5 protein-coding genes are annotated in these 6,261 nt (G+C 74.6%); all 5 read right to left on the bottom strand.

Annotated elements, in window-relative coordinates:
* Positions 1-1,247 (bottom strand): threonine/serine exporter family protein (locus tag EAO71_RS35480; protein ID WP_261992500.1); only part of this gene is annotated, 1,247 nt, incomplete at its 3' end.
* 130 nt (positions 1,248-1,377) lie between these two features.
* A complete protein-coding gene (locus EAO71_RS35475; protein WP_147981929.1) occupies positions 1,378-2,010 on the bottom strand; it encodes an SRPBCC family protein in 633 nt (210 codons plus the stop codon).
* The gene (locus EAO71_RS35470) at positions 2,003-2,368 is read right to left on the bottom strand and encodes an ArsR/SmtB family transcription factor (protein WP_147981928.1); all 366 of its coding nucleotides are present in this window, start codon (positions 2,366-2,368) and stop codon (positions 2,003-2,005) included. The genes EAO71_RS35475 and EAO71_RS35470 overlap by 8 nt, the downstream gene beginning before the upstream one ends.
* Before the next feature lie 102 nt (positions 2,369-2,470).
* On the bottom strand, positions 2,471-5,383 hold the full coding sequence (locus EAO71_RS35465) for a S1 family peptidase (RefSeq protein WP_147981927.1): 2,913 nt from the start codon (positions 5,381-5,383) through the stop codon (positions 2,471-2,473).
* A 196-nt stretch (positions 5,384-5,579) separates the two neighbouring features.
* Positions 5,580-6,182: a gamma carbonic anhydrase family protein gene (locus tag EAO71_RS35460; protein ID WP_147981926.1), complete on the bottom strand. Its 603-nt coding sequence runs from the start codon at positions 6,180-6,182 to the stop codon at positions 5,580-5,582.
* Positions 6,183-6,261 lie beyond the last annotated feature (79 nt).

Genomic DNA, 6,261 nt, shown 5'->3' with positions numbered 1-6,261 from the left:
GGCTCATGGCCGGGGCCGCCCCGGGGCACCCTCGCCGGCAGCAGGGCGGCCCCGGCCATGAGCCCGACCGCGATCGTGGTGACGATGGTCAGGAAGTCCATGAGGTCGTGGAAGCCGTGCAGGACGTGACCGCCGGCCAGCGAGGTGAGCGCCCGGAGCCCCAGCGACCCGACGGTGAGGGTGAAGAAGCCGCCGAGGAAGAGGACGAGCCGGGGCGGACGTCCCGGACCCCGGGCCACCAGGTCGGCCGTCACGGCGAGCGCGACGGAGGCGACGAACGTCCCCGCCACCTCGCCGGCGAGGGCGGTCCCGGCCGCCTGGACGCCGAGGGTGAGGTACACCAGGGCCAGGACCCATCCCACCGAGCGCCGGGGCACGTCGAAGGCGAGCACCATGCCGGCGGTGAACACCGCCCAGGACAGGACGATGACCCAGTGCGACATGTCCCCGCGCGCCACCGTGTCCAGCATGGTGGAACGAGGGGTGCCGGTGACGGCGAGCCCGAGCAGCACGCCCACGTAGAGCTGGAGCAGCAGGACGACCGCGTACACGAGGCGGACGGCTCCGGTCGACAGGTACCCGGCGGCGAGTTCGGCGGTCGCCGCGCTCAGCAGGTCGCCGGGCACGAAGTAGAACAGCGCCGGCAGCATGATCATGACGGGGCCGCCGTGGCTGAGGTCGGTGGCGAAGATCCAGACGGTGAGCAGCGAGACGACGACGGCCGCGAACAGCGGGAGTGCCTGGGTCAGCCTGCGCCGGCCCTCGGCGAGGACGGCCAGGCAGGCCACCACCGAGGCCAGGACGGCCGTGGTGCCGACCTCGTACCAGGTGGGCTGGACGGCGGGGGCGAAGCCGACCGCGAAGAGGACGATGCCGACCGGCTTCGCCCAGCGCGGGTACGGGGCGGGCCGCGCCGCGACCGCCTTCAGCCCGGCTTCGGCGCGGTGGAACGGCAGCCGGCCGGCGAGGATCTCCTCGGCGAGTTCCTTCAGGGCCACCGCCCGGTCGAGACGGGCGACGTCGGGGAAGGCGGTGACGGTGGTCGTCGACGTCCGGCCGCCGACGGCCACGTGGAGCACGGCGCCGTCGGCGACCATGACCGTCTCCGCCGCACCGCCGTAGGCGCGGGCGACCGCCCCGGCGGCCCGGGCGACCCCCTCGGCGCCCTCCCCGCTGGACCGCAGCAGCATCCGGACGAACTCGCGCAGGAATCCGCCCAGCTCGTCGGCGGTAGGGGTGTCGGTCACAGGCGGTCTCACATCGCTCCGGGAACAGGACGCGGGCGCCGGCGAACGCCGGCGCCCACGAGGAGAACGATCCCCGACCGGAGCGCGAGAACGCCGCAGGCGGCGCCGCCCGGCCGTCCCGGAAGGCCCCTCAGGCGCCCGTGTAGAACGCGATGGTCGCCGCGGTCGTGGCCGCGACGGTCTCCGGGTCGGCGCCGGACGCGGCGTACGCGGCCCCCCACGCCTCGCCCGACCGCGTCGTGTACTCCTTCGCCTCGGGCGAGGTCTGCCACACCTCGGCCTCCTCCTTGCTCATGCCGGCGCCCGCGAGGTGCATGCCGAGGCCGAGGAACATCAGGTCCCAGCCGACGCCGACGGCACCCGGGCCGAAGCGGTCCCGGAACTCGTCCGGGACGACGGCCACGTGTTCGAGCTCGAAGACGGTCCGCTCCTCGCCCTCGGCCGTGAGCCGGACCTCGACCTCGCCGAAGCCGGGGTCGGGGCCGAACAGCCAGGAGACCCGGAGCCGTTCGGGCTCCACGCATTCGAGGATCTCGCCGCCCGCGTTGCCCTCCAGCTGGTAGCGGCCACCGACCTTGAACTCACCGGTGACCGGCAGGAACCAGCGCCCGAGCCGCTCGGGATCGGTCACCGCCTCCCACACGTCGGCGATACCGGCGTCGTAGGTGCGCCGCAGCAGTACCGTCCCGGCCTCACCGGCCTCGACCCGGCGGGTTCCGGCCTCCCGGTGCACCAGGTTGATCCGGTCGACGATCTCACTCATGTCCGCTCGTTTCCTCTCTCTGCCTGCGCTCGCGCTTTCCCCGCGCGAGCTCCGTCCCGAGCGCGTCGAGCCGCTGCTCCCAGAAGCCGCGGAACCGCTCCAGCCAGGCGTCCACCTCGCGCAGGGGTGCCGCGTCGACCGCGTACAGCCGGCGCGTGCCCTCCGGGCGCACCGAGGCGAAGCCGCTCTCCCGCAGCACACGCAGGTGCTGGGACACGGCGGGCTGGGAGATCCCGAACTCCTCCCGGATGACGTCACTGACCTCGCCCGATGTCCGCTCGCCCGAGGCGAGCAGCTCCAATATCCGGCGTCTCACCGGATCACCGAGAACATCGAAGGCGTGCACACGGGCAACCATGCCACCTGCCGCTTATATAAGGCAACTCTTATAGAGAAGCGGGCGGTGCCCGGACAGGACCTGGACGCGGCGTGTCACCGATGCGTCGTCAGTCGTCGGCGGTCACCGGTCGGCGGACCGGGTGGCACGGGTCTGCCTCCTGCGCAGCCCCGCGCGCGGCTCCGGGCTGAGGGCGAGGCCGCGGCGGTGGCGGATGTCCCCGCTCTCCCCGCTCAGGGCGCCTGCCTCCTGCCAGCGCCCGATGTCCCCGAGCACGAGGCTCAACTGGGTGAGCAGGCGGGCCAGGCTCGGCTCGTACGCGGGGTTGTCCCGGGCGAGCCGGCGATATCCGGCCACGCTCTCCTCCAAGGGGGCCAGCGCCTCCTCGTTCCGGTCGAGGATGGCCAGCCGCCTGCCCACGTGGTACAGCGCGAGGAAGAGATAGGACCCGTCAGCGCCGGGGGTGGTCTTCAGCAGCCGGCGCTCGATCGCGACGATCTCCTCGGCCGTGACGAGGGCCTCCGCGGAGGTCTGCCGTCCCCGACGCGAGAGCGCCATGGAGCGGTTGCGCAGTGCCACGGCGAGCCGCGGTTCGGTCGCCCCGGGGTTGACCCGTGCGAAGCGGCGCCCGAGTTCGACCGCCTCCTCCAGCGCTTCCAGAGCCTCTCCGCCCCGGTTCATCTGCTCGTAGCGCACGCCGATGTCGTTCACCGTCTCGACGAGTTCCGGGCCGTACGCGTCGGGCTTCTGCGCGGCCAGCCCCCGGAACGCGGTGGCCAGCCTGCGGTTGAGGTCCAGGCCGAGAGCGGTGAAGTACGGCAGGTCGTAGGGCGCCCTGGGATGGGGCGGCAGGACGGTGCCGGCGGCGAGCAGGACCCGGACGCGAGCGGGCGCCGAGTCCACCGCGGCACCGAGGGCGTCCAGCACCTCCGTCGCGGTCCGCGGGCGGTCCCCGAGGACATGGGCGGCCGCGGCACGCACCAGGACGACGAGGGCGTGGACCTGCTGGCCGTCGGTGGCCTCGGCCCACAGGGGCGCGAGCATCTCGTCCCCGGGCCGGGTGAAGTGGACACCGGCGTGGTACTCGGCGAGCCGGTCGGGTTGCAGCGAACCCCAGTAGCGGCCGGGGGCGGGCGGGTACAGGGCACGCAGCCACTCGGCGACGTCGTCCTCGCGGCCGGGCGGCAGTCCCCGCACCTGCCGGGTGACGGCGACGGCCTCGGCGCGGGTGGCCGCCCCGCACAAGGCGGCGGCCGCCACGGCACGCCGCAGGGCGACGGGCCGCAGGTCGCCGAGCCGGAACGCCGGCGAGGCGGCGGTGCCCTCCCAGTAGTGCGCCTCGTGCGCCAGCAGCAGCGCCTCGACCGGCGCCGCCTCCGTGTCCCGCCGGACGTCCAGGCCGGACAGGACCTCGGGGCCCTCCAGGCCGGGGGGCAGGTCCGGGGCCGGCACCGGGCCCGGGCCCGGGTCCGGGTCCGCACCGGCGGTCACCGGAGTGGGGCCGGCCTGGAGCAGCGTCGCCAGCGCGTGCATCTGCAGGGTGAGGGCGGAGGCGTAGCGGGAGCGGTGCAGGTCCTTCGGGGGCCTGATCCGTTCCGCCAACGCCTGCCAGTCCGTCCGCGGCAGTCCCGTCACCTGCCCCAGGAGCCGGGACAGGTCCCGGGTGGCCCGGCCGAAGGCGACGGCCCGCGCCTCGGTCCCGGCGCGCTGCCCGAGCAGGGGCGCGAGCGCGAGCGTGGGAGCGTCGGACAGGATCCGCAGCGTTTCGGACTCCGATCCCAGGACGTCCGTCTTCCAGTCCCCCTTCGCCCGCGCGAGCAGCAACAGCCGCGTACGGTGCCGGCCGTGCCGCAGCCGTGTGATGAGGCGGCGGACCTGGCGGGGCAGGGTCTCGGCGTAGTCGACGACCACCAGCAGGGGGGACGCGGTGTCCAGGGCTCCCCAGTCGGGGCCCGTTCCGTCGGGTTCCGGGCCGTGGGCGCCCGACGGACCCGCGGGCGCGGCGTCGTCCAGGTCGGCGCGCAGTTGCACGGCGACCCAGCCGGAATCGCGGAGCTCGGCGGCCAGATGACGGGCCAGGCGCGTCTTCCCCTGACCGCCGGGGCCGGTGATCAGGTGGACCGCGAAGGGGTCCGGGGTGTTCCGGCACCACGCGGTGAAGTAGCGAAGCTCCTTCTCCCGGCCGTGGAAGGTGACGGCCTCCGTGTCGGCGCGCAGCAGCATCGCGGGCGACCGCAGGTCCCGGGCGTGTGCCGCGGGGGCGAGCAGGTGATCGGGTTCGACGGGCTCCGCCAGCGGCCGCCAGCCGCTGTGCGCGGTGACGAGCTCGCGGAACTCGGGGTCGTCCAGCAGATCGGTGGTGCGTGTGGCGATGAGCCGTGCTCCGACGGCCGCCTGCCGGTCCCGGGACACCACGCCCGTGAGCAGGTCTCCGCACAGGAGTGCGGCGCCCGACATCCCCGACCAGGGGGTGGCGGAGGGAGCGTTCGACATGTCGGCGGGGAAGGTGGGGTTGACGCTCAGCACTTCGTACCGGTCGGCGCCGCTCCCGCTCCCCGGGTGGATGGACCCGGTGAGCTGCTCCCCGCGGCGGGCGGGCCCGTCCTTCTGCATGCGCGGGTAGCCGCAGACGGTGACCGGATGGGGCCGGGTGCCGATCAGCCTGCCCCAGCGCTGCGGCGGGCGGGTCCGCAGGTCGCGGAGGGAGTCCGGTGTCCGCCATCCGGGGTCGGGAACCACCTCGACCAGCGCGGCGTCGACGGTGTCGTCCCTGCGCCGCCAGAGCACCCGCGCGGGGAACCACCGCTCGTCCGCCTCGGGACGGCACACGGTCACGCTCGCCCCGCCCGMCGCGGGGGCCTCCCCCAGCACGTGCGCCGTGGTGAGCACCAGCCCGGGGGCGACCAGGTAGCCGGTGGCGAAGGCCGCTCTGCCCGGGCTCCGGGGCCCGGTGACCCTGATCTGCACGATCCGGTCGAACTCCACCGTGCCGTCGCTCCCCTCGTCCCGCTCCCCGGTCCCGCCGCGGCCGGGCACAGGCGGGCCTCCTCGGCGGCGGTCGCCCGTTCACCCGGGCCGTCCGTCCCGCCTCGTCCTCGTACGCCCCGTCGCCGCCCTGCCCCGGCGCCCTGTCCGTCCGTCCCTCGGGTACCGACGGGACGTCAGTTTTTCATCCGGGTCGGCGGGGTGACGGCGGATGGCCGGAAGTCACCGCCCGGACCGGATCCAGGGCTCAGACCTCCCGGTCGCCGGCGTGCCGACCCAGCGCGCGGCCGAAGCGGGCGGAGATCCCCGGCATCAGGCTCTCGCCCTCGGCCGGACGGTCCAGGCCGAAGACGTGACCGGGGAAGTCGAGATCCCGCTGGACCTCCCAGATCCCTTCGTGGTCCTCCGGCGGCAGGACGCGGGCGGGGTCCCCGACGGCGACCCAGCCGATCGGCACCGTGGTGTCGGGCGGCAGCACCGTGCGCAGGTGCACGACCCCGTTGATGCGGACCTCGGAACGCGTGCCGATCCGGGCACCGTTGAAGACCCTGCTCCCGGTGGCGAGGAAGACCTCGTCCTCGACCCGGCAGCCCGTCAGGCAGGAGGTCGGGCCGACGAGGACCCGGCTTCCCAGCGTCAGCGGGTCGCGGCGGGTGCCGCGCAGGACCGCGTTCTCCATGACGATGCATCCCGCGCCCAGTTCCACCGGCCCGCCCTCGGCGGTGAGCACCGCGCCGAACAGCACCCGGCAGTCGGGTCCCACCCGCACGTCGCCGCACAGGGTGGCCGTGGGAGCGATGTAGGCCGAGGGGTGGACCACGGGCGAACGGCCCTGATGAGTCAGCAGCATGCGCGGCATCATCCCGCGCCCGGGGCCGGGCGCGGGATGATGCCGCGCATGCTGCTGACTCATCAGGGCCGTTCGCCCG

The sequence above is a fragment of the Streptomyces sp. MS191 genome (assembly GCF_008042125.1).
GTDB lineage: Bacteria > Actinomycetota > Actinomycetes > Streptomycetales > Streptomycetaceae > Streptomyces.
Note: the sequence above shows the minus strand (reverse complement) of the source record. Positions and strands in the feature narration are given on the sequence as shown.